The following is a 26,192-nucleotide window of genomic DNA, read 5'->3' as shown; positions in this document are numbered from 1 at the left end:
TCCTGACGATTTTAGAAAAAAATAATAGTATCAGGAACGAAGCTGAGGGCAAGCATGGATATCTCCTCTCCCCCGAGAGTTGGTTCCTGACTCTCAGGGGAGAGGGGAGGCAGGGATCAGAAATCGGGAAGTGCCGGTGGTAATTGATCGAAAATGGTGGTGAAACTCCAGACCAGGGGGTGTTCCAGGGGGTTGCCGTACAGGTCCGTGACTCCCGTCAGCTCAACCCGGTAGTCGGTATAGGCCATCAGGTAGTCATCGGGAGTGAACGCCAGCTGCCGGGTGTCAGGGTCGTAGGTAAGTGTCCCGCTTAATGGCCCGGATGGGCCGATCAGCTGTAGTGAATCGGTCGAAACAGAGACCGGGTCAAGCTTTTCGTCAAAACCGAGGGAGATGACGACATCGATGGAGGTTTTGCTGTCGATCGCGGGTACCTGGTTGAGGATCTTCGGCGCGGTCATATCCCAGATCGGAGCGGGATTCTGCATGCGGTCGAGATAGCGGTCCAGCAGGTCAGCGTTCAAGGAACTGCTGTCGATGTCGGCCAGTATCGCCGCTTCGGTCGCCTCCCTGGTCGTCGGGTTTCCTGCCGCGGCAAGGCTTTCGGCGATCATGGCCTGTCGGGCCTTGATCTGGTCGTCGATCATCAGTTCCACTGCTGTTCGCTGGTCGTCTGTCAGCGCAGTGCCGACATTCTGTTCGATCAGATTCTCCAGGGTTCCCATCAGCCCGGCGACGATACCGGCGGCATGATGGGCCGCCGCCGCGTTGCTGTCGTCGGACTGGATGTAGTCGTCGAACAGGGAGATCCCCGCACCGAGGCCGAGCTGCGAACGGATCCGGGTTTCGGCTTCCGGCAGTGAAAGGGTGGGGGTCTTGTCCCGCTCGTTCTTGACCAGGGTTGTCAGGGGGGAAATAAAGGTCCACTGACCCGCCGGCGCGATCAGGCGATAGCCGGCGGCAATCGTTTCCTGCGGTTGATCTTCATCGATCGTCTGTCCGGCGATGATTTCGGCGACGACCGGGTAGCGGTCGCCATCACCCGGGGCGACCTGCAGGCTGAAATGGCCTCCCGCGGAGGTGATGTCCCAGGGTTCCCCCGCGTCGAGGGATCGATTGCCGTTGCGGTCAAGAAATACCCGCGCGCCGGTGAGGTAGCCGTCAGCGACCCGCCCGCTGAGGGTGGTCGGCGCCGGTTCTGATGTGCCGCCGCCTCCGCCGCCGCAGGCGGACAGCAGTGACAACAGGGAAATTATTATCAACAGCTGAATGATCTTGATTGTTCTCATATCGGGTTCTCCTGTTTCAGGTCTGCGGTCTGGGCACGATCAGCGCGACCGCGTCATTCTCGGAATTCACGTAAATCCAGTAGCCGATCCCGGGGACAAGGACGGCATCCGGGTCGTCGCCGGGGTACAGGATCATGCGGTTGCCCCAGTCCTCGCCGACAAAGGCATACATCCCGTCGATCACCTGCCCGGAAGCAACCGCGTCACGCCATGTGAGGGGGGCGGAACCGTCCACCTGAACCTGGATATCGGCGAGAGCGACATTTCCGCCGTAGGGGTTGGCGATCAGGTTCCAGCCTTTCTGCAGCGGGATTTCACAGTTCGGGGCGGGATTATCAGTGGCCGGATCCGGGGCCGGGAGCTGGCTGCCGGCGGTACGCTTGATGACATATCCCGTGCCGGCGGTCAGCTCGCTGTCTCCGGAGAGCAGCTGGTAGTGGCCGGTCTTTTTGCCGTCGGTGAACCACTGGTAGGCCGGTGACGCGCCGAACGCCTGGTCGGCGGTCAGGGCCGGTACGTCGGGGTCTGTGGGGATGCCGACGATATTCCTGCCGTTCAGCAGTTCGATGCGGGGCGCGTCAAGCTCGCCCTCGGCCGGGAACCGGAACAGAACTGTTCCCTGGGTGTCCCTGGCTTCGAAGTGGAAGAACTGGGAGGCCATCGGGCCGAGACGGGTGGTGAAGCCGTAGGTTGCCCCGGCGGCAAGGATGCCGCTCTGCAGGGTCATCGGATAGGCATAGCCGTTGAGAACCAGCATAACTGCGGCGGCGTTGCCCGAAGTGTCCTGCAGAACGATGCGGAAGAGATAATCGAGGTCGCTTTTCGGTACTCCGCCGACCAGGTTGGAGGAGTCGTCTCCGCCATCGAGGCGGTCGACGCCGGGCAGTCCGCTCTCGTTGGCCGGCAGGCGCAGACCGTCGGCAACCGGTTGGAACAGTGCTTCGATGCGGTGCGAACTGTCAACGGCGACGAACTGGTATTGTTCGACCGGGCCGACGGATATGCCGTCGACAAGGACATCTTCAAGGAAGAAGCCGGCTGCCGCGCTGATGGTATAGCCCTGGGACTGGCCATACGCCAGCAGGCTGTCGCCGGACGGGGTGATGGTTCCACCACTGCCGGCGACGGCAGTGATCCGCCAGGCGCTGGTTGCGGCATCGAGGGGCGCGCTGTCCCGGCTGTCGATGACACCGTCGTTGTCATCGTCCGGGTCGGCGTTGTTGCCGATCCCGTCGCGGTCGGTATCGAGCCATTCAGAAGCGTCCTGGGGGAAGGCGTCCTGGCTGTCGATGACGCCGTCGCCGTCGCTGTCCGGGGGGACATAGGCCGCGACCTCGATGGCCACCGTTTCAGAATCGCTCAGGCTGCCGTCGCTGACCGAAAAAGTCGGACTGTAGCTGCTGCCGACCGCGGAATCGTCGGGCGTCCAGTTGAAGCTGCCTGTGGAGGCGTTGAAGCTTGCCCCCGGCGGCAGGTTGACAACGCTGTAGACGAGCGTGTCGCCGTCGGGGTCACTGGCGCCGAGAGAGAAGCTCAGGGTGGATCTCGCAGTCACGGTTCTGCTGCCGATGGCTGCCAGCACCGGCGGCCGGTTGATCTGCGGCAGGATGGCGGAGCTGACGGCGATATTGGAATAGTCGCTTTCGTTGCCGGCTGCGTCGTAGGCGGTGACGGCAAGGTAGTGTGCCTGCTCGTTCACCAGGCCGCTGAGGGTGGCGGTCAGGTTGTTGCCGACATCGACCGGCGACGGCCCCTCATTGGCCCCGGTGCCGTTGAACGGCGGATCGGGGGAGGTTGTGGAATAGTAGATCTTGTAGCCCGTGACTCGACTGTCGGAACTGGCATCCCAGGTCATGGTGATGGTTTTGGCGTTCACCGTGGTCGTGACGGCCAGGGTGAGCCCGACCATGAACAGCAGTACTCTTGAAACGTTGATCCCCATCATTGACTCCCTTTTTCCCATGTGCTTGTCGTTACCTGTCTGCGGTAAAGGCAAAAAAAGCGCTCGCCTCGTTACCGAAGGTGAGCGCTGTGGGGATAGGGGGAAAACCGGGGACGGTTTCGCGAACACTCTCTTCGGCAACCCGGCTGTCCTGCGGTCAGGACCCGTGGCTTTGCGTCGCCAGATCTCTCTGGTTTTGCCCTTATCGGAGACGTATTTGGTTGTCGGGTGAAACCTTGGGTGGTTGCTTTCTCCTGTGCCTGCTTGTGTCCTTAAATCCTTAAATCGGTTATCCGCGGACAAAAAAAGCGCTCACCTCGTTGCCGGAGATGAGCGCTTTACATGCGGAAGAAGGATGTGGAGGGGCGATGCGTCGCGAACATTCTCTTCGGCAACCCGGCTGTCCTGTGATCAGGACCCGTGGCTTTGCGTCGCCAGATCTCTCTGGTTTTGCCCTTATCGGAGACGTATTTGGTTGTCGGGTGAAACCTTGGGTGGTTGCTTTCTCCTGTGCCTGCTTGTGTCCTTAAATCCTTAAATCGGTTATCCGCGGACAAAAAAAGCGCTCACCTCGTTGCCGGAGATGAGCGCTTTACATGCGGAAGAAGGATGTGGAGGGGCGATGCGTCGCGAACATTCTCTTCGGCAACCCGGCTGTCCTGTGATCAGGACCCGTGGCTTTGCGTCGCCAGATCTCTCTGGTTTTGCCCTTATCGGAGATAGTGTCTGGATTATTTAGTTTTTATTTCTTCGATACTTACCAGCGAATATTTGCATTTCGTGTGCCATCTCTGCAAGTGGTTGCTTTTACTGCAGCCGGATTCCGACACAACAGGGGAAGGTGTTATTTCGCTGAGGGCTGAGGCGAAAAATTGACACGATTTTCTGCCCGCTAAAGTTGCCGCACCTCCCGGCCGTTGAGAACCAGTTTCCCTTCCTTGAGGGTGGCGTCGGCCCGCAACAGGTCTCCTTTGCGGGTGAAATAGTTCTGTTGCAGCATCACTTCGATCTGGCGGTCGGCCTGTCGGGATGCCAGTTGATCAAGCTCCCGGTCACCGTATTGCTGAGGCAGGCGCCCCTGTTTCCGGGCGGCTTCCAGGTTGCTTTTCATGAATCTGCCGATCATGGCATTGATGATCCGCTGGTCGACTTCGATTGCCGCCTCGGCGTTCATGGTTTTCAGCAATGCGGCGGGACGTTTCAGGGTTTCGGGGGGCGTTCCGGAGAAGCGCACCCGGAGATTGCCGTCGAGATCACCCATGGGGGTGGTGAAGTGCAGATTGCGGATGCTGAATTCCGGGTCAGCCGTGAGCAGGCCGGTCAGCAGTTGTCCGTAAAGAGGGAGAATCTGCGCGTTGATTTCGTCCGGATTGAATGTGTCACTGTTTTTGTAGATCTCCTCGGCTTGGGTCTGAATCGATCCCAGAATCTCACCGTCGAGGTTTTTGAGTTCCAGCTCACAGCGTCCGGGACCAAAGGTTTTTCCGTTGACCGTTATCCCGGCAAAATTGATCTTTTCGTTGTAGTGCACCAGCTTGCCGTCACAACGGCTGTCGGCAGTGACCTTGATGCCCTCCATGCTGATGCGTTGCCGTTCTCCGCTGTTGCCTTTGGTGTACTCTATCTGCAGGGGGGCGATGTTGGCGGAACTGATGCCGACATAGATCTGCGGCAGACCTTCAAAGAGTTCGAATTCACCTTGTGAGCCCTGCCAGGATAATTCTCCGTCCTGCATCTGCAGTTTCAGAGGCCGCAACTCGAAGTTGGCGGCGATGGTCTTTTTGCGTGCGTTGTAGGTGGTATTGATGACGGCTCCCGCAAAGGAAAACCGGGTTCCATCCTGATCAACCGCAAAAGACGGCAGGTGGAGAGAACTGGTTACCTCCCCGGAGAAACTGATCCTGGTGGTCGCTGCAACCGCCTTCAATTCCGGCGTCTCCTGCAGGAATTGCTGGAACCGGTCATTGCCGGGAGACACTCTCGAAAGTCGGGTTTCGATAACGACAAAGGCGGGGATGATGGATTCCCGGCCTTTTTCCTTCTGCAAGATGAACGGGCCGTGGCGCAGGATGTGTTCGAAGACCAGTTCGATTTCGTCGGGCGCTTCCGGATTGTTCTTCTGCGGGTCCGGGTTGGGCACCCTGATTTTGACAGTTGTCTGAAATTTTGATTTCAGGAAGCCGCGTCGGTAGTTTTCGGCGGTTATCGTGAAGGGGCCGAGTCGCTGATATTTCGCGAGCAGTTCGGTACATCTTTTTTCGGTCTTGTTTCCCACCAGGTATGTTGCGCCGGCGATACCGGCTGCGCAGAGCATCAGGATTCCAATCAGTACCAGAAGTTTTTTCATGATCCCTCCATCGATCAGTCATAAAAACGTCATGTTCTTTAGCATGTTTTAACGTTTCGGACAAGATAGAAGTGATATAATTAATTTTAACTTGAGAAAGTATGAATGGCCGCGAGGGGAGGCTTGCGGCCATTCGTGTATTTAACCTGAATCAGTGAACTCCTTGTCGGCGGATAGCACAAGTCATTGATCCGCTTGAGCTTCCCAAAAATCACCAGCGAACCTATGGGTGCGCTTCAGATTTTTGGAAACCTCATTCAGACCAAGCACTTGCACTCTCCATCCAACAGAACCTCACTGATTCAGGTTTAAGCCCTGAATCAGTGAGGTTATTGTCGGTGAATAGCACAAGTCATTGATCCGTCATCACTTTTCAGAAGTCGCCGGTGTACCTTCGGGTGCGCCTCGGATTTTTGAAAATCGCATCCAGATCAAGCACTCGTACTCTTCAGCCGCCATGAGCCCACTGATTCAGGTATGCCGATGACGGCCTGGAGACCGGGACAATGAAACTTTATGAAGGTCAGCAGCCCCTGCTGCGGGCAATGGTGGACGCCAACCCGGCGATGATGCTGGTGGTTGACGAGAAGGTACGGGTGCTGGCGGCGAATCATGCCGCGCAGGCCGTGATCACGCCGGATGAAAACGCGGTTGTGCGTCGGCGGCCGGGGGAGATTCTCCATTGTGTCAGCCATGACAGTCATCCCCGTGGCTGCGGTCACGCCGAACACTGCCGCACCTGCGTCATTCGAGAAGCAGTTCACAAGGTGAGCGACGGCGAAATACTTTCCCGCAGCCGGGCGATGCTCAAATTCGAACGGGATGGAGTGGTGATCGGATTTTACGCCCTGGTGACTGCCGTTCCGTTCGAGCATGGGGGACGGAAGCTGGTGCTGCTGACCATCGAGGACATCAACGAGCTGGCCAACCTCTGGAGTATCCTGCCGGTCTGCGCGGTCTGCAAGAAGGTGCGTAATGATCAGCAGGACTGGTCGGAGATGGAACAGTATCTCAAGACCCATCACGACATGAGGTTTACTCACGGCTACTGTCCGGAGTGCCAGGAAAAGATTATCAAGAAACAGCTGTAAAATGGGGGATGGCGTCAGGCGGAAGGCGTTTGCCAGGTTCCGTCTCTGAACCAGAGCTCTTCCACTTCACGGCCCCGACCGCTGGCGGTGCGGTAGAGGTAGAGGAGGATCACGCGTTCTCCTTCCCGTCCCGGCAGGTGGGTGAAAGGCGCGGCGAAGAACTGCAGCTTACTGCCGTCGCCGCGATGTTTTTCCCGCTCGGCATCCACTCGCCGGCGCACATTGCGGCGTTCCTCATCGCTTAAATCCCCCTTCAGGAATTCCGGAACCTTTCCCGGCAGCACCCGCTCACAGTGGGCGTAGTCGCGCCCCAGGGCCTCGCGCAGGGCGGGGAAGTCCGGATCGGCAAAGTCCTCCCGAAGCCATTCCCAGATGAGTTCGAAGATTCCCGGTTGGCTTAAGGGATGGCGCAGTCTCTGTCCCGCGAGGCAGAAGCCGGCCAGCCGGTCAAGGGCGCGGGCCGGCGTGATCCCCTGCCGTTCCAGGGCGGCGAAGAGGTGGCGTGTGCGGCCGGCGTTCCAGGTCAGATCGAGCAGGCGGCTGACGGTGCGCAGCTGTTCCAGCCGCGCGGGGGACAGTTTCGGGGTGGCGAGAACCGTGTAGGGCGGGTTGGGGTCGAAGCGGATGCCGCGTTCGGCCGCGTCAGAGCGCAGCGGTGATCCGGGCAGCAGCTTGACCGGCTCGACCTGCAGGTGTTCGGGGCCGAGCGCGAGAACCCGGTCGATGGAGACGAGGAAGCCGTTATAATCCTCCCCCGGCAGTCCGGCGATCAGGTCGAGGTGGAGATGGATGTTGCCGGCCCGGATCAGCCGGGAAACGTTTGCCTCCAGCTTCTGCAGCGAGGCATCGCGGCCGATCGCCCGCAGGGTCTCGGGCAGGGTCGACTGCACGCCGATCTCAAACTGGAACATCCCCTTCGGCACCTGCTCCAGCAGTTGCAGGCAGTCTTCAGTCAGCAGGTGGGCGCCGATCTCGAAATGGAAATTGGTGTGCCGGTTGTGTCGCAGGATGAAGCGCCAGATGTGCCGGGCGCGGGCGGCGTCGTAATTGAAGGTACGGTCGACCAGTTTGACCTGCCTGACCCCGGCCGCCATCAGTCGTCCGAGGTCGGCCTCGATCCGCTGCGGTGAAAAACTGCGGACCCGCGTGTCGAGGGCGCTCATGCAGAATGCGCAGCTGTAGGGACAGCCGCGGCTGGTTTCACAGTAGATTGTCCCCTTGTCGAGGGCGACCAGTCCGGCGGCGAAAGGGGAGGGGATGCGGTCGAGGTCCGTCAGGGGCGGACCGTCCGGCCCGGTGATGATCCGTTGCCGCTCCCGCCAGTCAAGGCGCGGGATATCCCGCGGTTCTTCCCCCGCCATCCAGGCCCGCAGCAGGCCGTACAGCGGCAGTTCCCCCTCGCCGCGCACCAGGGCGGCCAGCCCCGGGTGGCGCGCGAACAGTTCCTCCCCGTCAAAGCTGACTTCCGGTCCGCCAAGGACGATCCGCAATCCGGGGTGGGCGACGTGCAGGGCATCAACCAGATCAAGGGTCGCACGGCGGTTCCAGAGGTAGACCGAGAAGCAGATGACCTCCGCCTGCTCGGCCAGCAGCATCGCCAGGATCGATTCCTTCGGCTCGTGCAGGGTGAATTCACGGATGCGGAATTCGCAGTCGAGATCACCGCAGTAGGCCGCCAGGCAGGGCAGCGCCAGGCTGGGATGGATATACTTGCTGTGCAGGGTGGCGAGGACGACACGCATGGCGGGAGCATAGCGGAAAAAGGCGTGAAAGCCAAATTCCCAAATCCACCGGCAATTTCGGGATTCGGCTGAATCTGCTTCGTTGCCGTCACCGCTTCTCCACCCGTCCCGCCACCCTCGGTCCACAAAACAGCCGGTGGATTTGGGAAATTGTGATGGCCCGACCGCTGTGCTATGATCGGCCCGCATCCGCGCCATCCTCCGGTCCGTTTCTTACCTCGGGCCTTGAACCTTGAGCCTTGAACCTTGAACCTTTAGCCGCTTTTCAGGTTTTCCTCCATGCCCCAATCCAGAACCATTCTTGCCGTCGTCGCCGATGAATCGGGCGAGGTTTTCGAGCATCCCGAGCTGCTGATGGCCGGCGGCAGCGGCCTGACCGCCCGGCTGCCGGAAGCCGATGAGCTGATCCCGCTGCCGGAGGGAAGCCGGCTGTTCACCGTGCCGGATACCCCGCCGATCGGTTTTGACCGTCGCAGCGGCAAGCTGGTGACCCGCGACCGGCTGCCACAGAGTTGGGGCGAGGGGAGCATCCAGGCGGTCTGCGCCTTTCTCACCCCCGCCTACACCCGCACCCTGCTGCCGGCGGCCGACTGGCAGCGCAAACGGGTTGAGCTGCCGCTCTGGTCTTACGCGGCGGTCGGCTGGTGCGAGGAGGAAGAGCGGTTCTACGCCGCCGCGGTCAAGGTCGACGGCAACAACCAGTGGCAACCGGAGCATTTCGACGACCGCAAGCTCGAACCGCTGGTCCGCGAGCGGGTCGCGGACTATCCCGACAACCGGCTCTACGAACAGCTTTCCCGCTGCGCCCTCGACTACCACTGCTTTGCCGCCAAGAACCTCTTTTTCGGCCGCTGGGAGGCGCCGCTGCCGACCTCGCCGGTCTGCAACTCGCGCTGTCTCGGCTGCATCTCCCTGCAGGAGAGCGAGTGTTGTCCGTCAAGCCAGGAGCGGCTGACCTTCGTGCCGACCGTGCAGGAACTGTGCGAGGTGGCGGTCCCCCACCTTGAGACTGCCGAGAATGCCATCGTCTCCTTCGGCCAGGGCTGCGAAGGGGACCCGATCCTGCAGCATGAAACCATCGCCGAGGCGGTATGCGAGATGCGTCGGCAGACACCGCGCGGCACCATCAACTTCAATTCCAACGCCTCGCTGCCGGACGCCGTCGACAGTCTGGCGGCGGCCGGCGTCGAATCGATCCGCGTTTCCCTCAACTCGGTGGTCGAACAGCGCTACAACGCTTATTACCGGCCGCACGGCTACCGGTTCGCCGATGTCATCGAGAGCATCCACCGGGCGAAGAAGAATGGCCTGTTCACCATGCTCAATTACCTGGTTTTTCCCGGTGTTACCGACCGCGAAGATGAGTTGCGGGCGCTGAGCGCGCTGATCGACGCGGTCGGCATCGACCTGATCCAGATGCGCAACCTGGCCATCGATCCGGTGATGTACTGGCGGGCGATGGGCCTCGAAGGGAAGGGGATCGGTCTGAAGCGGATGCTGGACCGCCTCAAGGCTGAGCATCCACGGCTCCAGTTCGGTTATTTCAACCGTACCCGTGAGAACTTTTTTCCCGTCGGCAAGGAACTGTGGGAGATGCAGGGGACGGACTCCGCAGGATCCCGTCCCCCGGGAGGGGAACAGAGATGATGCGAGAGACGGAAGATGTGAGATGTGAGATGGAGGGGACCGAGGGGACTGGCTCCGTAGGTGCCTGCCCCCCTCCTGCCGATCCCGATCCGCTGTTGCAGACCCTTGACAAGGTTTTCGGCTTCCGCGATTTCCGCCCCGGTCAGGAAGGGATTGTGCGGGCGCTCAGTGCCGGCCGGGATGTCTTCGTGCTGATGCCGACCGGCGGCGGCAAGTCGCTCTGTTTCCAGCTGCCGGCGCTGACGCGCGAGGGCACGGCGATCGTGGTGTCGCCGCTGATCGCCCTGATGAAGGACCAGGTCGACAGCCTCTGTCAGCTCGGAGTCGCCGCCGCCTGTTACCATTCGGCGCTCGGCGCCGCCGAATCGCGCCAGATTCTCGCCCGGATGCATGGCGGCGAGCTCGACCTGCTCTATGTCGCCCCGGAGCGGCTGCTTTCCGACGGTTTCCTGGCCCGGCTGGCCGAAATCGACATCGCCCTGATCGCCATCGACGAGGCCCATTGCATCAGCCAGTGGGGGCATGATTTCCGTCCCGAGTACCTGCAGCTGCCGCAGTTGCGGCAGCACTTCCCCGGCGTGCCGCTGGCCGCGCTGACCGCCACCGCCGATCCGCAGACGCGCCGGGATATCGTCGAACGGCTCGGGCTGCAGCAGGCCTACACCCACGTTGCCAGTTTCGATCGGCCCAATATCCGTTACACGGTGGTCGAAAAATCGCGCCCGTTTGAACAGCTGCAGCGTTTTCTCAATCGCCACCCGAATGAATCGGGCATCGTCTACGCCCTGTCGCGCAAGCGCACCGAAGAGATCGCCGGCAAACTGTGCGCCGCCGGGCTGCGCGCCGCCCCCTACCACGCCGGGCTGCCGGACGAGCTGCGTCACACCACCCAGGAAGCGTTCCTGCGCGACGATCTCGATATCGTCGTCGCCACGGTCGCCTTCGGCATGGGCATCGACAAGCCGAACGTGCGCTTCGTGGTCCATTACGATCTGCCGAAGAATCTTGAAAGCTACTACCAGGAAACCGGTCGTGCCGGACGCGACGGGCTCCCTTCTGAGGCGCTGCTGCTGTTCGGTTATGGCGACATCGCCCTGGTGCGCGGCCTGATCGAAAAGTCGGAGAATGAAGAACAGATCCGCATCGAGCTGCACAAGCTCAACGCCATGGTTGGCTACGGCGAGGAACGCGGTTGCCGGCGGCGGACCCTGCTGGGATATTTCGGCGAAGGGCTCAAGGAGGATTGCGGCAACTGCGACACATGTCTCGATCCGCCGGAAACTTTTGATGCCACCGAGGACGCCCGCAAGGCGCTCTCCTGCGTCTACCGGGTCGGGCAGCGCTTCGGTGTCGGCTACGTCGTCGAGGTGCTGCGCGGTGCCGACAACGAGCGGGTGCGGCGCAACAATCATCAGCAGCTCTCGACCTGGGGGATCGGCGCTGACAAGAGCAGCGATCACTGGAGCAGCCTGCTGCGGCAGCTGATCCATCGCGGTTATCTCCGCCAGGATATCGAGAACTACTCAGTCTTGAAATTGACCGAGCAGGCCCGGCCGCTGCTGCGCGGAGAAGAGACCCTCGAGCTGCCGGTTCCGCGACTGCGGGTCAAGGCGGTGAAGAAGCCGAAGAAGAGCCGCGGCCCGGTCGGCGACTACGATCAGGCGTTGTTCGAACGTTTGCGCGCTCGCCGCAAGCAGATCGCGGACGGGCAGGGGATCCCTCCCTACATGGTCTTCTCCGACGCCACCCTGGCGGAAATGGCCGCCGTGGTGCCGCAGACCGCCCAGGAGCTGCTGCAGATCAACGGTGTCGGCCTGACCAAGCTGGAACGCTTCGGTGCCGATTTCCTCGAGGAACTGGGGCAGGCCTCGTGAGATGTGAGATGTGAGGGGGGACTGGCTCCGCAGGTGCCTGCCCCCCTTTTGTCCACGGTGCCTGAAGTCAGGCGCCTGAGTCCAAAGGATTCCCATGAAAATCGTATCCTTCAATGTCAACGGCATCCGCGCCCGGCTGCACCAGTTGGCGGCGCTGGTGGAGAGTCACGCGCCCGATATCATCGGCCTGCAGGAGACCAAGGTGCGGGATGTCGAGTTTCCCGTCGATGCCATCCATGACCTCGGTTACCGGGTCGTCTTTCACGGTCAGAAGAGCCATTACGGGGTGGCGCTGCTCTCGAAACAGGAGGCGAAGAATCCCCGCAAGGGGTTCCCCGGTGAAGACGATGATGCCCAGCGGCGCTGCGTGATGGGTGATTTTGCTCTTGCCGACGGCCGCATGCTGCGGGTGATCAACGGTTACTTCCCCCAGGGGGAGAGCCGCGAACATCCGACCAAGTTTCCTGCCAAGCGGGACTTCTACGTCAACCTGCAGGCTTTTCTCGATCAGGCATGTGACCCTGCCGGACCGCTGGTGGTGCTGGGCGACATGAACGTCGCGCCATTCGACAGCGACATCGGCATCGGTTCGGATAATGCGAAACGCTGGCTGCGGACCGGCAAGTGTTCCTTTCTGCCTGAAGAGCGGCAGTGGCACGAGCAGCTGCGCGGCTGGGGACTGGTTGACAGTTACCGGCAGCTGCATCCCGACATCGACGATCGCTTCAGCTGGTTCGATTACCGCTCGCGCGGCTTCGATCGCGATCCGAAACGCGGTCTGCGCATCGACCAGCTGCTGGTAACGGCGCCCCTGGCCGAAAAGCTGACCGGAGCCGGCATCGACTATGAAATCCGCGGCATGGAGAAGCCGTCGGATCATTGCCCGTGCTGGGCGGAGTTCGACCTGGACCTGGCCCCTTGAAGGAGACCCCGTTCCCGTTCGTTGGCCGGAGGGGTTCTGTCAGATCTGCAGCGTTTCGATCACCTTGGTCAACAGGTCTTCGCTGCGGTAGGGTTTGTGCAGGAACCCGGCCAGCCCCTTGCCGGCCATCAGGTCGGTGGCGTCTTGTTCGTTGTAGCCGCTGGAAAGGATAACCCGGATATCGGGTTTGATGGTCCGCATCTGCCGGTAGGCTTCTTCGCCGTCGATATGGGGCATGGTCAGGTCGAGCAGCACCAGGCCGATCTGGTCCGGGTTGCGACGCAGCAGGTCGACCCCTTCTCGACCGTCTTCGGCCAGATGGACCTTGAAGCCGTACTCTTCGAGCATCATCCGGCCGACAGAGCGGACCGTCTCGTCATCATCGACAATCAGGATGGCTCCACAACGTTCCGCCAGACCGGTGGGCAGGGTCGCTGTCCGGCTTGTTTCCGGATGCCGGACGGAGGACGTGCAGCAGGGCAGCAGGATCTTGAAGCTGGTCCCCTTGCCCGGTTCACTGTAGATACGGATCGCCCCGTGATGGCTGCGGACGATGCCGAGGACGGCGGCCAGACCAAGTCCGCGACCGGCAAACTTGGTGGTGAAAAAGGGATCGAAGATGCGCCTTCGGGTTTCCTCGTCCATGCCGGCGCCGCTGTCGGAGACCTCGACGAAGGTGAACGGTCCGGGTTGCAGATTGTCATCGAGATAGGAACCCGCCAGGTACTCGGCGTCGGCGTCCATCACCCCGGTGGTGATGGAAATCACACCGCTGCGCTTGCCGATGGCATCCGAGGCGTTGGTGATCAGGTTCATGATCACCTGTCGCAGCTGGGTCGGATCGGCCTCAGTCAACACCGGGATCTGGGCGAGGTTGAGTCTCAGCAGAGCGGTCTTGGAGATCACGGTCTGCAGCAGGTGGGCCATCTCTTCGACCAGCTCATTGAGGTCGATGGTTTCCACCACGAAGCGTCCCTTGCCGGAGTAGGCGAGCATCTGCGAGGTCAGGTCGGCGGCACGCTCTGCCGACTTGACAATCATCTTCACCATGTCCCGAACCGGACTTTCCGGAGGCAGTTTGCTCAGGGTCAGATCGGCGCAGCCGAGAATACCCATCAGCAGGTTGTTGAAATCGTGGGCGATGCCGCCGGCCAGGATGCCGAGACTTTCCAGCTTCTGCGCCTGCAGGATTTTCTGCTCCAGGGCCCGACGTTCCTGTTCGGCGCGGTTGCGGCGGGTGACGTCGAACATGATCGACACCCCCAGTTCTCCAAGCTGGCTATGGTTGAACTCGATGTCACGGATGTCGCCGTTTTTGCAACGGACCTTCCATTCCTGCATCTCCACCGGATTGCCGAAACTGCTGCTTTGTTCGATCTGCGAGTCCCAGAAATGACGGACCCGTTTCCGGTCGTCAGCATCAGGGTAGGCCTTGTCGAACCAGGCGTCCATGGTCGGCAGGTCATCCCGGGTATAGCCGAAAACCTCGGTGAAGCGACGGTTGACAAAATCGATGTTGCCGCCGAGACGGGTGACCCGGATAGGGTTGGGGGAGTCCTCAATCAGTTGCCGGAAATTTGCTTCACTGGCCGCCAGTTTCTTCTCCGCCAGTCGGCGGCGCAGAATGTTGGCGATCAGCAGCAGCAACAGCAGGCTCTGAATCGCTACGGCCCCGGTTGCTGTCCAGATGGCTCCCTTGTGACGCAGGTAGAAGGATTGCGGACGGTTGCGGATGATCGAACCGGCCGGGAGTTGTCCCTGTTTGATTCCGTAGCGGTGCAGGGTCCGGTCGTTGAACATCGGGGTATTGGGGCTTTTTCGCTCGATGGCGAGATCTTTTGCACTGACTCCGGCGAGGATCTTTTCCGCCAGCCGGGCCGCGTGTTCTCCCTGGCGGCGGCCGTTGACGACCAGTCCGCCGAAGGTTCCAGGGCCGAGCATGAAATCCCAGAGGGTGAAAATCGGCACCTTGCAGTTTTCACCCAGCAGTTGCAGACTCTGGAGATTGTTGAACGTCTGCTGATGCCGGTCCCGCCAGAAGCCGAGGTTGAGGACGATGCTCTGCCTGGGCAGGGCGCGCAATCCCGCCTTCAACTCGTCGCCGGTCAGTTCCGAGAGCAGGTGAAAATCGAGACCGGCGGGCAACTGGTCGCGAATTGCCAGGGTTTGTTTCAGATTGGTGCGTCCACTTGGAGTGGAATCGTTGACCAGGGCGATGGTTCGGGTTTCGGGAAACAGCTTCAGGGCGAGCTTCAGGGTGCCGAGAATGTCGAAGGCTTCGGTGACCCCGGTGATGTCCGGATAGCTGTCCAGCTTATGGGCTGCCAGGTTGTTGACTCCGCAGAAGACAATCGGGACATCGGGGAAAAGCTGCTCCCGGTATCGTAAGGCGAAGCTCAAGGCGTTGTCATCACTGGTGATGATGACCGAAAAACGTTGGTTGTGGTATTTTTCGGCCAGATACCTGGCGAAACGGGGAAACTGTTTTTTGGGGGAGAACCGCTTGCTGTCCAGATACTCGGTGAACAGTTGCAACTGCTCACGGTCGGAGGTCAGAGTGGTGCGAATCCCCCGGTCAATGGAATCGGTCCAGGGAAACCCGGGGTGATAGGAATGCAGTATCAGAACCCTGGGCGGGGGAGGGACGGCCCGGGCTGTTGCCGGATGGAACGGGACGACGGCGAAAAAAAGCAGAAGAGGAAGAATTGTTCGGAGGGACATGTGTTGTTCCTGTGACCTGAAAGAACCCTTAGAACACTCTTTTAACTATATAAATGGTTACAATTCAAGTCATTTCTTTTTCTACAGAGATGGGAACGGATGAGATATGCGATCCCTGCTCGATGAATTCCAGGTTCTGTTGACAGAAGTCGATGACTGGTTTGTCCGCAGTGTCCGGTCGGTCGGAGCAGCATCGGTTGCCTGTCGCGCGGGATGTGATGCCTGTTGTCGGGGGCTGTTTGATATCAGCCTGATTGAGGCACTGCTGTTGCGCCGGGCCTGGGAAGGGTTGCCGAAGGATCTCCGTGACCAGGTGCGGCGCAAGGCCGAGCTGCGCCTGGTCGAATTGAAACAGCGCTGGCCGAACTGGAAAACGCCCTGGCTGCTTAACGGATTGCCGGATGATGAGTGGACGGAGATGCCCGAGGATGATCTGACACCCTGTCCGCTGCTCGGTGACGACGGCTGTTGCCTGGTCTACGCCGCCCGGCCGATGACCTGTCGCCTGCACGGCCTGCCGGCCATCGATTTCGACGGGACCGATTTCACGTCAGCCGTCTGCAGCCGCAACCGGATCGCTCCGGAGGATTCTCGGCTGCGTTACCCGTTTCGGGATCTGTTTCGGCGGGAAATTGAACTTTTTCGTCGTTTTGCCCTGCAGCTGACCGGCCGGCCGTATTCTGAACTCGATACCTTCATTCCCACGGCGATCCTGATCAATTTCGACGCGGTGGACTGGTCCGGCACCTTGCTGGTTGATCCGAGAGAGCCCGGTTAGTCCGTACTTGTCAGTTGAATTCGGTCAGGAACCGATCGAAATCCTCCCTGAAACCATCGTATTGTCTGGCCAGTTCTTCCACCCCTTCGCCGAGGGGATTGGGCCGTCGCAGTCGATCGGAAATGCGCTGCAGGACCATGGAGATCGTTGCCGGTTCGCGGTAGGAAACCAGCCAGTTGTAGCGTTTCATCCGCCGGGTCACCGGGCGAAAAGCCGTTGGCAGCAGGTGGTCATAGGTGCTGAACAGCCGGTAGATTTCGCTGCTGAATGATTCCAGAGACTGGTCATGATAGTCGCCCCAGTGGGCTGCCAGCAGGTGGTCATAGAAGATGTCGACCAGTACCGGCTTGAGCAGACCGAACCGTTCATCGATGCGGGCTTTGCTGCGTCTGACCGCCGGACTGGTGACGCTGTGCCGATCCAGTGAGCGGTGCTGGCGCAGGCCGCGCAGAACGCCCTCGGGCCAGGCCGTTTCATCCAGCCGGCCCTTGACCCAGTCGCCGAGCAGGTTGCCGAGCCGGACCTCGGGGTCGGGGTCGGAGAGGTAGAGGTGGACAAGATAGTTCATGGCCGCTGGCGTTGGGTGAGATGTAAGATGTGAGACGTGAGATGCAGAAGCATTTCCCGGTTTGGTCTGTGCCCGCCAGCTTCAGTCTTTCGTATCCGCCCTCTGTCATTCAATGCCGTTCCCCCGACTGTGGCTGCTGTGCCATGCGGAAGGCTGTTTCACCCGCCGTTGCGTTGCCGAGTTCGCCGTCGGCCCGGGCGATGTGGGGAATGTCGCGCCAGTTCTTGCCGAGCAGCATCGCACCGGCGGCATCGACCGCGACCGGGTCGAAGCCGGCGATCAGGCGGTGCGGCGGGGGATCGCAGGGACGGCCGGTAAGATGGTGGTCGCGCATGCCGACACTGGCGTCGATCAGGGCCAGGTCCGGCTTGCGGTAGCGGTTGAGATCGAGGATCGCCTCGTGGATCTGGCGGTGAAAGGCGGATTTTTTCCACATTCCGCCCTGCTGGTAGAAGCGCGGTGGAGCGCAGCCGACCATATTCTTCATGCTCAGGGTGACATCGGCCAGGGAATGTTCCTTGAGTACCGCGAAAGAGATGACGAAGCTGTCGCTGAGGACCTCGGGGAGGTACAATTGCGGGAAAATCGGACAGTCGTCGCGACTCAGTTCGACCGCTGGCGCCTCGTTGAGATCGATCAGCTTCAGATCATAGCGTTCGGCCAGGTCCATGTAGCCGAGATGATCGAAAACCTTGATCGTCGAGTGCAGCTGGTCACCGGTTCCCTCGGCGAGGATGATGCGGGCCCGGGTCTGTTTCCGCAGCCAGCGCACCAGCACCATGGCCGCTCCGACCGGCAGGGTGACCGGGGGAGGATCGTCGGTCACCAGGTTCGGTTTGATGATGATGGTCTGCTGTTCGGCCAGGATCTCCCGGGCACCGATCGCCTCCAGGGCGAGCGGCAGCGATTCGCCGAAACTCTCAAACGGCTGCAGGTGGCAGGCGCGGTTCATGGGGCACTGATCTCCTCGATAAGAATGCGCCGTCCCCACATGCGGAAACCGGCCGCCGGGGGGGCGGGGCGGGCCTTGACCCGCACCGGCTGGCCGTCACGGCGCAGTGCGGGCGGAATATGGTCGGGCAGGTAGTGATGCCCCGCCTGGTCCTCGATACCGTAAAAACCGCCCTCGAGTTCGACGTGGATGACCCGCCCGGTGAATTCGATTCGCTCTCCGGGCTCGGAAGCCTTCTCCGTCGTGAGGGAGTTGGCGCTGCAGGCGGCCAGCAGAAAGGCCAGAATGATGATCGTGAGACGCATGATTCTCTCCGGGACGGCTTCAGGTTGAGGCCAGCTTGTTCTGCAGGATCAGCATTTCAAACGCCATGGCCAGCTTCACCGCGAGTTCACGAACCTCGGCCGCGACGGCGGCGAGGTTGAGCCGGGGGTTGTCGATGTAGAGGAAACCGATCAGCCGACCGAGCAGCAGGACCGGCTCGACCAGCACCTGCTCCGGGATATGACCACCGAGTTCGTGCAGCAGCAGGGAGTTGAAGGGAGAACGGGAAACCGGCCCCAGGTACTGGGCGTGGTTTTCGGCCACCATCTGCAGGATAGACGGCTCGTCCAGCCCGAGCTGGAACTGTTCGAAGTCGGGCAGCGGGGTTCTGTCGCGGACCGCCCGCCAGCCGAAGGTCACCCCGCCGCGGACCAGCAGCAGCGCGCCGCTGCGGTACTCGCGGTTGATCCAGGCGATCACCAGGTCGGCGATCTCATCCCGGTTGGCGGCCCGGCTGAATTGTTCACCGAGCTGTTCCAGGGTGGCGGCCGGTTGGGGGGGGACGGTTGACGCTTCGACCGGTTGGTCCGGGAATGTGGTCTCCCTGGCGGAGCGAGGAGGGGAGGTCGTTTCCTGGCGCTGACGCAGCTCCCAGTCTTCAAGCATGGCGTCCTGTTCCGGGCCGCCCAGCCAGTTGCTCTCATCCTCCTCCTCGCTGTCGGCATCAGGCGCCCGGGCCGGGTCTTGTCGAGGCTCGTCCTCGGGAACCAGGATATACTGACCGACCCGTTCGAGGCCGTAATAGCGGTGCATGGCGCGGACCAGGGTCGACTCGACCGCGACCACCGGCTTGACGCGCATGCCGCAGTGAAAACCGATGGCGTCGATCGCGTCGAGGTCGCCGGGGTCGGGCAGGGCGACAACCAGCCGGCGCGTATCTTTCTTCAGGGGAACGGCAAAATATTTTTCCACCAGTTCTACGGGTAGCTGGTCGATGATTTCCCGAGGCAGGTTGTTGAAGTGCCTGCTCCGGACGAAGGGAACCCGGTGCCGGGCACTGAGCAGGCGGGCCAGCTGTTCTTCTTCAAGGGCGCCGACGTCAACCAGGTGACTGCCGAGGCGACCGCCGAAAATGGCCTGGCTTTTCAGGGCCTCTTCAAGCTGAGTTTCGCTGATCAGCCCACGGCGCAGCAATTCTTTTCCGATCCGGTTCTTCTGTCTCATGATGATTTCAATCAGCCGCGACAGTGCGGTCAGCTGCCCAGCGGCGCAGGGCGGAAACGCGTTCGGACATCACCACCGACAGGGGCCGGGTGGTGGCCAGTTCGTTGAGCAGCAGGCGATTGTCGAGTTTGCCTGCGCCGCCGAGGGCGGAGTAGAGACCGGCGACCACCGCCTGTTCGATTTCCGCCCCGGAAAAGCCTTCGCTGGCGTCGGCCAGGGCGTCGAGATCGAAATGGTTCGGATCGAGTCGTCGTTTTTTCAGGTGGATGGTGAAAATCTGTTTGCGGATTTCGACGTCGGGCAGGTCGACGAAGAAGGTTTCATCCAGTCGGCCCTTGCGGATCAGTTCCGGCGGCAGGGCGGTGATGTCGTTGGCGGTGGCGACCAGGAAGACTCCTTCGGGTCGTTCCGCCATCCAGGTCAGCAGGGTGCCGAGAACCCGGCGCGACGTGCCCGAATCATCCCCGCCGTCGGCGATCCCCTTCTCCAGTTCGTCCAGCCACAACACGCAGGGCGCGATGGCATCGGCGGCCTGCAGCGATTCGCGGATATTACGCTCGGTTTCCCCGTGGTACTTGTTGTAGACCGCGCCGAAGTCGAGCCGCAACAGGGGAATTTTCCACATCCCGGCAACCGCCTTGGCCGCCAGGCTCTTGCCGCAGCCCTGCACGCCGAGCAACAGGATGCCCTTGGGGGTCGGCAGGCCGGGAATCTTCCGGTCGCCGAGAAAGGCGACGCGGCGTTTGTTGAGCCAGTCCTTGAGGTGCGCGAGCCCGCCGACGTCGGCAAAACGGGCGGTTTCCGGTTCAAAACTGAGGACTCCGCCACGGCCGAGCAGGCTGACCTTTTTTTCAATCACCTGCGGCAGGTCATCGTGGGTCAGGGCGCCGTCATCCTGCAGGGCGCGTCGGGTCAGGCGCCGGGCCTCGCCGAGGGCCAGCCCCTGCAGGTTACGCAACAGCGCCGGCAGAACGGCTTTTTCGATCCGCGGTCGCCGACCGCCATGTTCTCCGGCCCATTGTCTGACTTCGTCACGGATCATCTGTTTGAGCTGTGCCGCGTCCGGAACCGACAACCGGTAGCGGGCACTCAAATGCTCGATTTCGGGGGGCAGATCAAGGCGATAGCTGAGCAGGATCAGGGTCTGACCGTTCTCTTCGGCCGCCAGCACCGCTTCTTTCAGCAGGCGTACGGTGGTTGGGTCCTCCAGGTAGGGATGAAAATCGAGCAGCAGGTAAATTCCGGGAACCGCGCCGGCCTTGAGATGGCCGAGGACATCCTGCGGACGCAGGTTGTGGCGCTGGGGGCGGTAGCCCTGTTCCAGTCGCAACAGCCCCTCGGTGACGGTCCATTTGAAGAGCGGCTTGCCGGTGTCGGCCGCCACCCGGTGCAGCAGGTCGATGGCGCGCAATTCCTCGCGGGTCTCCAGCAGCACCAGGCTGACGCGGGAGCGGACCAGAGTGATCAGGTCGCGAATGTCACTCACATTGTCTCCTTCGACACAGCTCAATCGGACACGGTTTTAATGTCGCTTGCCGGGCGGTTCTCCGCGCGCAGGCTCGGGATCGTGGAATCACCCTCAAGTTGAGCCAGCAGTGGTTGGATCATGGCCTCGAATTCGCTTCGATGTTTTTTCGATACCGGGGCCGAGGCCGGGGCCTTGATTTTGGTCGGGTTGACCGGACGGCCGTTGCGGTACATCCGGAAACAGAGATGCGGGCCGGTGGCAAGTCCTGTCTGGCCGACGTAGCCGATGACCTGCCCCTGGGTGACCTGTTTGCCCTTGCGGATGCCGCGGCCGAACTTGCTCATGTGCAGGTAGAGGGTCTTGTAGGTGCTGTTGTGGCGGATTTCGATAAAATTGCCGTTGCCGCGTGTATAGCCTTTGCGGCTGATGACGCCGTCACCGACCGCCTTGATCGGGGTGCCGATGGGGGCGGCATAGTCGATGGCCGGATGCGCCCGCCAGGTCTTGCGGATCGGATGAAAACGGCGGAAAGTGAAGCCGCTGGAAATGCGGCTGAACTTGAGCGGCGCCTTGAGAAAGGCCTTGCGGACGCTCTTGCCGTTTTCGTCGTAGTAGGAGGGCCGCTTGTCGCCGTCGGCAAACAGGAAGGCCTTGTAGACATGTCCCCGGTTGCTGAACTCGGCCGCCAGGATGCGCCCGTAGCCGGCCGGCTTGCCGTCGCGGAAACGTTTTTCGACCAGTACCTGGAAACTGTCTCCCTTGCGGATATCGAGGATGAAGTCGACATCCCAGGCGAAGATGTCGGCCAGGGCGAGAGCCAGTTCCGGCTCTTCGCCGATTTCACTGACCGCTTCAAACAGGCTGCTGGTGATTACTCCGCGCAGGTGGTCGACCTGCACCTGGTAGTCGATCGGCTTGCGGTCGATGCTGAACTGATCCGCCTTGCGGGTGATGATCAGTTGTTCATTACGGTCGATATCATACTCGAAGCGTTCAAAACTGCCGTCGGCCAGGCAGAGCTTGTAAGGCTGCCCGGAACAGATTTTCGACAGTGGAAAAACCTTCCGGCTCCGCTTGCCGAGATCGAGAATCTCACCGGGGCTCAGGTAGTCGCCCAGCAGCGAGGTGATGGTGTCGCCGCTGCGAATCTGGTCGGCGATAACCTCATGTTTGACTTGCGGAACAGGCGGCGCGCTGATTTCAACGGTGGGCGCGGTGCGGGCTTCGGTCGGGGTGACCGCCGGGCGGTTCAAAAGAAAGACGGCTCCGAGCAGCACCAGTCCGGCCAGAAGAATCAACGGAAGACGCCATTTGCGTGAGCGGTGGGAAAAACTCTGTTTCGGAGGCTGGAAATCGATGGACACGAAAAGCTACCTTACTTTTATCTGAATCAAGTGGGGTTATGTCGGTTGAAGAGTGCAAGTGCCTGACTTGTGCTGTTCGCCGGCAAGGGGCTCACGGATTCAGGTGTGACCTGCGGGTCGGCCGGGCCGGCGGACCAAATCGACGTCATGTTAGCAGGAAGGCGGAGAGCCTGTCCAGCATCAGGCGGACCCGGGGCGTCAAGGTTGCTAAAGTGTCCCTGTTTGCGTAAGGTTGCAACTGAAACCTGCATCCGACAGGAACTCACGGATCCAGATAAAAGCGAGGAAAACATGATCAATCGTAAACGACTGGCGGACGAATTCATGCGCATGGCGGCCATCTCCAGCCCCTCTTACCGGGAGAAGGGGATGGCCGACTACCTGACCGCGCGACTGGAAGAACTCGGTGCCGTTGTGACAATGGACGACGCCGGACAGCAGGTCGGCGGCGAGGTCGGCAACCTGGTGGCCCGCCTTGCCGGTACCCGCGCGGGCGATCCGCTGCTGTTGACTGTGCATATGGATACCGTTTCCCCCTGTGAGGGAGTCGTGCCGGTTTTTGCCGACGGTCTTTTTCGCAGCGCCGGCGAGACGGTGCTGGGAGCGGATGACAAGGCCGGGATCGCCGAACTGATCGAAGCGCTTGAGGTGGTTCGCGAACAGCAGATCGGCCATCCCGAACTGGAGTTGGTGATCACCATCTGCGAGGAGGTCGGCCTGGTCGGTGCAAAGTGTTTCGATCCCGCCGCAATCAAGTCCCGTCGCGGCTACGCGCTCGACACCAACGGGGTTGACCGGTTGATACACCGCGCCCCCGGAGCCAACAAACTGCGCCTCACCCTGATCGGCCGCGAAGCGCACGCCGGGATTGCCCCGGAGAAGGGTATCTCGGCCATCGAGGTCGCCGCAAAAGCTGTCGCGCGGATGCCTCTCGGCCGTATCGACGCGGATACGACCGCCAACATCGGCACCATCCATGGCGGCATGGCGACCAATATCGTGGCGCGTGAACTGGTGATCGAAGGGGAAGCGCGCAGCCACGATGCCGACAAGCTGGAAAAACAGACCGCCGCGATGCTGGCCTGTATGGATGCCGCCATCGCCGAAAGCGAAAAAGAGATCGACGGCGAGACGGTGCGGGCCGTCCTGAAACAGGAGGTTCTGTCCGACTATCCGATCATGCATGTGCCCCGTCGGTCCGAAGTGATTACCCTGGCCGAGGAGGCCGCGACAGCTCTCGGTCGAACCCTCACGGTTGCCACCGCCGGTGGCGGTTCGGATGCCAATATCTTCAACCGGCACGGTATCGAGACCGTTATCCTCGGCACCGGCATGGAGAAAGTGCATACGGTGGAAGAGCAGGTCAGTCTCGACGACATGGTACGGGTCAGCGAACTGCTGGTGGAGATTCTCCGCCGGGCGTGAGGAGGAGCCGAGGGGAGAGTTCCCGTCTGTTTTCTTTTTCCGCGTCTCACGTCTCACATCTTTCAGGTTCCAGGTTTCATGACATCCCTGCCGATCGAAGCAATTCTTCCCGAACTCCGGAACGCCCTGCGTGAATTTCCGGCAGTTATCCTTCGGGCCGAACCGGGGGCCGGCAAAACCACCCGGGTGCCGCTCGCCCTGCTTGACGAACCCTGGTTGGCCGGCAAACGCATCCTGATGCTTGAGCCCCGCCGCCTGGCGGCCGGCAACGCCGCCCGCTACATGGCCGAACTGACCGGTTCTCCGGTCGGGGAAACGGTCGGTTTCCGGGTCCGCTACCGGAGCCGGATTTCGCGACGCACCCGGATCGAGGTGGTGACCGAGGGGATTCTCACCCGTCGTCTGCAGGATGATCCCGAACTGCAGGGGGTCGGCCTGGTCATTTTCGACGAATTTCATGAACGCAACCTGCAGTCCGACCTGGCGTTGGCGCTGTGCCGTGAAGTGCAGGGCGGGCTGCGCGAGGACCTGAAGCTGCTGATCATGTCGGCGACCCTGGAGGCGGCTCCGCTGGCCGAAATGCTCGACGATGCGCCGCTGATCGATTGTCCCGGGCGTGAGCATCCGATCCGGCGGCACCATCTGCAACGGGTTCCCGCCGGTCGGCGTCTGGACGCCATGCCGGCTCTGGTGCGGCGGGCGGTAACCGAGACCGCGGGAGATGTGCTGGTCTTTCTGCCCGGAACCGCCGATATCCGTCGGCTGCAGGGCCAACTGAAGGATTGGGCGGAGAAGAATGATCTGCTGTTGGCCCCCCTCTACGGCGGGCTCGATTACGCGGCCCAGGAGCGGGCGATCCGGCCGGCTGAAAAGCGCAAACTGGTGCTGGCGACCAATATCGCCGAGACCAGCCTGACCATCGACGGTGTGCGGACCGTGGTCGACAGCGGTTTTGAACGTCGTCCGCGGTTTGACCCGGCCGCCGGGGTGACTCGCCTGGAAACGGTGCGCATCTCCCTGGCCAGCGCCCGGCAACGGGCCGGACGTGCGGGACGGCTCGGGCCCGGAGACTGTTACCGACTCTGGAGCGAAGCTGAAGAGGGGGCGTTGCTGCCCGCCGCGCCGGCCGAGATCCGCCAGGCCGATCTCGCTCCGTTGCTGCTGGAGCTGGCCGGCTGGGGGGTAAGTGATCCGTCGAAGTTGGCCTGGCTTGATCCCCCGGGGGCTTCGGCTCTGGACGCAGCGCGTCGCCTGCTGCTGCAGTTGCGGGCGCTCGACGAACGGGGTCGCGTGACACCGGTTGGACGGCGCATGGCCGGTTTCGGCTGTCATCCGCGCCTGGCAAGGTTGCTGGTTGACGCGCTGGATCAGGGCTGCCCGGCTACCGGCAGCGCCCTGGTTGCCCTGCTCAGCGAACGTGACGCCCTGGGGGAGCGTGTCTCCGGAGATGGCCGCGGTGGATGCGATCTGTGCGAACGTCTCGCCTGGCTGCGCAGTCGAGACGCCGATCGGCGCTGGCCAACCCTGACACGGGCATTTCAGTTCTGGCTGGACCGCTGTGGGACCTCCCGGGAGCAGTTGCAGATCGACTCACGCCAGGTTGCCCTGCTGTTGGCGAAAGCCTTCCCCGACCGTATCGCCCGGCGACGGGCGGGGACGGAACGGCGCTACCTGCTGTCTGGGGGACAGGGGGCGTTGCTGACCGAAAATTCGCAGGCCGGAGGGGCGGAATGGCTGGTCGCGGTTGATATCCAGGGGCAGTCGGGTGAAGGCCTGATCCGGCTGGCCAGCAGCCTGGCGGAAGACCAGGTTCCAGCACTGCTGGGGGATGATGCTCCCTGGCGCGCCGAGGTGATCTGGGATGATCGCCGACAGCGTCTGCAGGCGCGGGAGGTGCGCCGGCTCGGTGAACTGCTGGTTCAGCAGCGTCCCCATAAGCCGCTCCCTGAACAGATCCTTGCCGCTCTGCTGGAAGTTGTGCGGCGACGCGGTATCGAGACGCTCGGCTGGACGCCGCCGGCGCGGCAACTGCTGGCCCGGATGCGGCTGGTGGCGAACGTTCTCTCTCCACCCGGATGGCCGGAGCTGACCGACGACCGGTTGCTGGGTCAGCTTGATGAGTGGCTTGGCCCCTACCTCTCCGGGGTCTCAAGCATTGCCGCCCTGCAGCGGGTGGACCTGGTGCCGCCGCTGCGGGCGTTGCTCGACTTTCAGTCACTGCGGCAGCTTGATCACTGGGTTCCGGTGCGGCTGAAGGTGCCGAGCGGCCGCGAAGTTCAGCTTGATTACCTGGCGGGCGAGACCCCGGTGCTGGCGGTGAAACTGCAGGAACTGTTCGGCCTGGCGCAGACGCCGCGGCTGGCCGATGGTCGGATCACAGTCCAGGTCCACCTGCTTTCTCCCGCCGGCCGGCCGCTGCAGGTGACCGGTGATCTGGCCTCCTTCTGGAGTGACGTCTATCCCGAAGTCCGCAAGGAGATGCTGGGCCGCTATCCGAAACACCCCTGGCCGGAAGATCCTCTCAACGCCGAAGCGACCGGCCGCGTCAAACGCCCTTCAAAACGGTAATCCTGC

18 protein-coding genes and 3 riboswitches are annotated in these 26,192 nt (G+C 61.7%); of the genes, 7 read left to right on the top strand and 11 right to left on the bottom strand.

Translation table 11 applies throughout. The annotated features are described in order from the left end of the window. Window positions 1-116: 116 nt before the first annotated feature. The 3 genes from B5V00_RS02540 to B5V00_RS02530 all read right to left on the bottom strand — a co-directional run bounded on the left by B5V00_RS02540 (window position 117) and on the right by B5V00_RS02530 (window position 5,578). A complete protein-coding gene (locus tag B5V00_RS02540) occupies window positions 117-1,289 on the bottom strand; it encodes an Ig-like domain-containing domain (protein ID WP_085009188.1) in 1,173 nt (390 codons plus the stop codon). Between the two features lie 16 nt (window positions 1,290-1,305). Continuing rightward, complete coding sequence (locus B5V00_RS02535) at window positions 1,306-3,234, bottom strand: putative Ig domain-containing protein (protein WP_172399590.1); 1,929 nt, start codon at window positions 3,232-3,234, stop codon at window positions 1,306-1,308. A 130-nt stretch (window positions 3,235-3,364) separates the two neighbouring features. Further along, a riboswitch (cyclic di-GMP riboswitch) is annotated at window positions 3,365-3,442 on the bottom strand. 176 nt (window positions 3,443-3,618) lie between these two features. Next, window positions 3,619-3,696, bottom strand: a riboswitch (cyclic di-GMP riboswitch). Window positions 3,697-3,872: 176 nt separating this feature from the next. Continuing rightward, window positions 3,873-3,950: riboswitch (cyclic di-GMP riboswitch) on the bottom strand. 173 nt (window positions 3,951-4,123) lie between these two features. Next, window positions 4,124-5,578, bottom strand: coding sequence for a YdgA family protein (locus B5V00_RS02530; protein ID WP_085009186.1), 1,455 nt, complete (start codon window positions 5,576-5,578; stop codon window positions 4,124-4,126). 506 nt (window positions 5,579-6,084) lie between these two features. On the opposite strand from B5V00_RS02530, the gene B5V00_RS02525 reads away from it, so the two are divergent. Further along, window positions 6,085-6,669 (top strand): PAS domain-containing protein, encoded by a 585-nt coding sequence (locus tag B5V00_RS02525; protein WP_085009185.1) that lies wholly within the window; start codon window positions 6,085-6,087, stop codon window positions 6,667-6,669. A 14-nt stretch (window positions 6,670-6,683) separates the two neighbouring features. Here the strand turns inward: B5V00_RS02525 and B5V00_RS02520 are convergent, their stop codons facing one another. Continuing rightward, window positions 6,684-8,411 (bottom strand): B12-binding domain-containing radical SAM protein, encoded by a 1,728-nt coding sequence (locus B5V00_RS02520; RefSeq protein ID WP_085009366.1) that lies wholly within the window; start codon window positions 8,409-8,411, stop codon window positions 6,684-6,686. Between the two features lie 279 nt (window positions 8,412-8,690). Here B5V00_RS02520 and B5V00_RS02515 point away from each other — a divergent pair, with 279 nt between their 5' ends. The 3 genes from B5V00_RS02515 to xthA all read left to right on the top strand — a co-directional run bounded on the left by B5V00_RS02515 (window position 8,691) and on the right by xthA (window position 12,854). Beyond that, complete coding sequence (locus tag B5V00_RS02515; RefSeq protein WP_085009184.1) at window positions 8,691-10,058, top strand: radical SAM family protein; 1,368 nt, start codon at window positions 8,691-8,693, stop codon at window positions 10,056-10,058. Further along, window positions 10,055-11,932 (top strand): DNA helicase RecQ, encoded by a 1,878-nt coding sequence (gene recQ, locus B5V00_RS02510; protein ID WP_245803896.1) that lies wholly within the window; start codon window positions 10,055-10,057, stop codon window positions 11,930-11,932. Before B5V00_RS02515 ends, recQ begins: the two co-directional genes overlap by 4 nt. Window positions 11,933-12,026: 94 nt before the next feature. Further along, window positions 12,027-12,854: an exodeoxyribonuclease III gene (gene xthA, locus B5V00_RS02505; RefSeq protein WP_085009183.1), complete on the top strand. Its 828-nt coding sequence runs from the start codon at window positions 12,027-12,029 to the stop codon at window positions 12,852-12,854. A 39-nt stretch (window positions 12,855-12,893) separates the two neighbouring features. Here xthA and B5V00_RS02500 read toward each other — a convergent pair whose 3' ends face one another. Beyond that, window positions 12,894-15,575 (bottom strand): hybrid sensor histidine kinase/response regulator, encoded by a 2,682-nt coding sequence (locus B5V00_RS02500; RefSeq protein WP_085009182.1) that lies wholly within the window; start codon window positions 15,573-15,575, stop codon window positions 12,894-12,896. A 106-nt stretch (window positions 15,576-15,681) separates the two neighbouring features. Between B5V00_RS02500 and B5V00_RS02495 the strand changes: the two genes are divergently transcribed. After that, window positions 15,682-16,353, top strand: a complete 672-nt coding sequence (locus tag B5V00_RS02495; protein ID WP_085009181.1) for a YkgJ family cysteine cluster protein — start codon at window positions 15,682-15,684, stop codon at window positions 16,351-16,353. A gap of 10 nt (window positions 16,354-16,363) precedes the next feature. Here the strand turns inward: B5V00_RS02495 and B5V00_RS02490 are convergent, their stop codons facing one another. The 6 genes from B5V00_RS02490 to B5V00_RS02465 form a co-directional block, all read right to left on the bottom strand. Beyond that, entirely contained in the window at window positions 16,364-16,921 is a 558-nt protein-coding gene (locus B5V00_RS02490; protein WP_085009180.1) for an acyl carrier protein phosphodiesterase, read from the bottom strand. 109 nt (window positions 16,922-17,030) lie between these two features. Continuing rightward, the gene (locus B5V00_RS02485; protein WP_085009179.1) at window positions 17,031-17,873 is read right to left on the bottom strand and encodes a DUF362 domain-containing protein; all 843 of its coding nucleotides are present in this window, start codon (window positions 17,871-17,873) and stop codon (window positions 17,031-17,033) included. Continuing rightward, window positions 17,870-18,178 (bottom strand): hypothetical protein, encoded by a 309-nt coding sequence (locus B5V00_RS02480; protein WP_085009177.1) that lies wholly within the window; start codon window positions 18,176-18,178, stop codon window positions 17,870-17,872. Before B5V00_RS02480 ends, B5V00_RS02485 begins: the two co-directional genes overlap by 4 nt. A 19-nt stretch (window positions 18,179-18,197) precedes the next feature. Continuing rightward, complete coding sequence (locus B5V00_RS02475) at window positions 18,198-19,361, bottom strand: GspE/PulE/PilB domain-containing protein (RefSeq protein ID WP_085009175.1); 1,164 nt, start codon at window positions 19,359-19,361, stop codon at window positions 18,198-18,200. Window positions 19,362-19,368: 7 nt separating this feature from the next. After that, window positions 19,369-20,847, bottom strand: a complete 1,479-nt coding sequence (locus tag B5V00_RS02470) for an AAA family ATPase (protein ID WP_085009173.1) — start codon at window positions 20,845-20,847, stop codon at window positions 19,369-19,371. Window positions 20,848-20,867: 20 nt separating this feature from the next. Continuing rightward, window positions 20,868-22,193 carry a M23 family metallopeptidase gene (locus tag B5V00_RS02465; protein ID WP_085009171.1) on the bottom strand — a complete coding sequence of 442 codons (1,326 nt, stop codon included), beginning with the start codon at window positions 22,191-22,193 and terminating at the stop codon, window positions 20,868-20,870. Window positions 22,194-22,484: 291 nt separating this feature from the next. Between B5V00_RS02465 and B5V00_RS02460 the strand changes: the two genes are divergently transcribed. Together B5V00_RS02460 and hrpB are read left to right on the top strand one after the other, a co-directional pair. After that, window positions 22,485-23,618 carry a M20/M25/M40 family metallo-hydrolase gene (locus B5V00_RS02460; RefSeq protein ID WP_085009169.1) on the top strand — a complete coding sequence of 378 codons (1,134 nt, stop codon included), beginning with the start codon at window positions 22,485-22,487 and terminating at the stop codon, window positions 23,616-23,618. 78 nt (window positions 23,619-23,696) lie between these two features. Further along, entirely contained in the window at window positions 23,697-26,186 is a 2,490-nt protein-coding gene (gene hrpB, locus B5V00_RS02455; protein ID WP_085009167.1) for an ATP-dependent helicase HrpB, read from the top strand. The last annotated feature ends 6 nt before the right edge of the window (window positions 26,187-26,192 follow it).

Origin of the sequence: Geothermobacter hydrogeniphilus (genome assembly GCF_002093115.1) — a bacterium.
Taxonomy (GTDB): Bacteria; Desulfobacterota; Desulfuromonadia; order Desulfuromonadales; family Geothermobacteraceae; genus Geothermobacter_A; species Geothermobacter_A hydrogeniphilus.
This window is presented reverse-complemented; position numbering and strand designations above follow the sequence as displayed.